We start from the raw sequence: 2,165 nt of genomic DNA, 5'->3' as shown, positions 1-2,165 counted from the left end.
TTCAGCCGCTTTCTTTTATCCCGTCATGAGAAATCCGGGTTAGTCTGTATAACGCCAGCGCACAACGGCGCCCTTGAAATGGAGGCGCCGCCGCAATGTAAAGGGCGGCCGCAGGCCGTGAATTGCTGCGCCTTGTTAAATTTGGTTGCGACCGACGCCATGAATTACCCCCGCAGCAATGAGCGCGATGATGGCGACAATGTCTGCGATGACGACCTTGCGAACGGACTCATTGTACCCGCCAACTGACCACGCAATCGCGATGAAGGACACAACGCTGACGAGGCCAGCGACAATTGCCAATGTTTGCAACGATGGCTGGAAAGCTGCATACACCAAGAACAGACCGAGAAGTCCAAACAGGATAGCCCGGTGGCGCATCAGGATTTCGATATTGGGCTCCCCCAAGGAAATGCCATATAAAGCGGCCAGCCGCTCCACGCCCAGCACCCCGGAAACGGGCAGAAGATGAATGATGCCTACGAGCACCAACAGGCCTGTGACAACTTTCTCCATGTTCGCGTTTCCTCCCTGAATTTAACGCTTGCAGCATGCGCGCCCACGGAATGTAGCCGAAGGCGCAATGTAAATGTAGTGGACGTCGCTGTGCCTGCACTTGATACTAATTCTCACTTCTAGTGTCTCGTCTGGCTAATTCCTTAATCTACTGCTTGCCTCTGAGGACTCTGACCAAGGCGTCAGTCTGCAGATGTGGTGGTTCCACATCAAGGACTGACAACACCGGCTCAGAGTCCTCAGAGGCAAGCCCTTCGGGAGCTTCTGAGAAGCCGAAAAGCGTCGTTCTGCTGTCTCGATTTGGAACCACCAAACCTTCACCAGCACGCCTAGCTCTTCGGCTTCTCAGAAGCTCAGTAGATTGAGGAATTAGCCAGACGGGACACTAGCCATATATACCGCTTCTCGCCCATATGCAGATAGGTCTCTCTTAAGCGACGCGCCTGCCGGCACAACCTCGAATCCATGGCGCATCCAATACGATGATGCTCCCTGGATAGCAACCAAGAATATCCGCTTGTAACCCCTCTGGCTTGCGGTATCTAGTACTGCGTTCAGCATGTGTTTTGCAGCACCTAGATCACGAGCGGAGGGCGTTACTGCCATATCGTGGATATACAAGCCATCCGCATTTGGAGGCACCGAATACTCACTGCCATCCAGCTCGGGTATTTCGCCGAACACCCATGGTAAAGATACAACGTAGCCCACCACCAGCTGCCCTTGGACTGCGGAAAAACAGAAATGAGGAGAGGTAGAGAGCTTTGCCGAAAATGAATCTACGGATTCAAGAATGGCCTCGCTATAGCATTCCCTCTGTATGCGAGAAATCGCCGGGAGATCAGACTGTGACATTCCACGAATTTTCATGTTGGCACGTATCGCGACCTATGTGAGTATCGCCATGCTTAGCGGCCGCCTTTGCGGAGCGAACGCGAAGAAAAGGCGGTCCGGTGAAGGCCCGTCAGGGCCGGAACGTACTGGAGCTACTTGTTAACTGGAATACCAAGACCTCGGCAAATCGTAGCCAGTGCAAAACCAATACCTACCCCAACCATATTCCAGGGAAACACATCTCCAATAGCGTAATACCCCAGCGTACCACCCAAACCAAAGCCTACCAGACCGACGACCGCCTTTTGCCTATGGGCTTCCCAAAATTCTTCTCGCTGGCGATTACTTTCCTGTCTCAGAGACAACTGCCGGCGCTTGGGCTCAAGAACGGCTTTCGAAGCCGCCTCCGACTGCTCTCGGGATAGCATTTTGCACCTCCTTTGCTGGTTGCCTGTTAACGAATGATATGGACTCCCCCTGCTCCCTCAGCATCGATGTGCCACATTGAAGGTGTCGAAGTCTTCAAGCGAAAGCAGGAGAAGCCATCATGAATGTTACACCCATCGGCATCGATCTGGCGAAAACTGTGTTCAGTATTCATGGCACCGATCAACACGACAAGGTCGTGGTTCGCAAACGGCTCAATCGTCCTAAACTGCTGGCGTTCTTCGCACAACTGCCACCGTGCCTGATCGGCATGGAGGCCTGTTCCGGTGCCCATTACTGGGCTCGGGAGTTAACCAAGCTCGGCCACGATGCCCGGATCATTGCACCCCGCTTTGTCGCTCCGTACCGCAAGAGCAGCAAGAACGACG

3 protein-coding genes and 1 pseudogene are annotated in these 2,165 nt (G+C 53.7%); 1 reads left to right on the top strand and 3 read right to left on the bottom strand.

The window, feature by feature from the left end:
* Positions 1-135: 135 nt before the first annotated feature.
* The 3 genes from B2W52_RS06795 to B2W52_RS06790 all read right to left on the bottom strand — a co-directional run bounded on the left by B2W52_RS06795 (position 136) and on the right by B2W52_RS06790 (position 1,778).
* Positions 136-516, bottom strand: coding sequence for a hypothetical protein (locus B2W52_RS06795; RefSeq protein WP_008169771.1), 381 nt, complete (start codon positions 514-516; stop codon positions 136-138).
* A gap of 369 nt (positions 517-885) precedes the next feature.
* Positions 886-1,371: a GNAT family N-acetyltransferase gene (locus B2W52_RS22300; protein ID WP_008169773.1), complete on the bottom strand. Its 486-nt coding sequence runs from the start codon at positions 1,369-1,371 to the stop codon at positions 886-888.
* A gap of 131 nt (positions 1,372-1,502) precedes the next feature.
* On the bottom strand, positions 1,503-1,778 hold the full coding sequence (locus tag B2W52_RS06790) for a hypothetical protein (protein WP_008169776.1): 276 nt from the start codon (positions 1,776-1,778) through the stop codon (positions 1,503-1,505).
* Between the two features lie 119 nt (positions 1,779-1,897).
* Here B2W52_RS06790 and B2W52_RS06785 point away from each other — a divergent pair.
* Positions 1,898-2,165 (top strand): annotated as a pseudogene (locus B2W52_RS06785) (IS110 family transposase); the annotation flags it as partial.

It is taken from the genome of Marinobacter sp. UBA2498 (genome assembly GCF_002341575.1).
GTDB lineage: Bacteria > Pseudomonadota > Gammaproteobacteria > Pseudomonadales > Oleiphilaceae > Marinobacter > Marinobacter manganoxydans.
The sequence above is the reverse complement of the archived record's forward strand: the minus strand, read 5'-3'. Positions and strand labels throughout refer to the sequence as shown.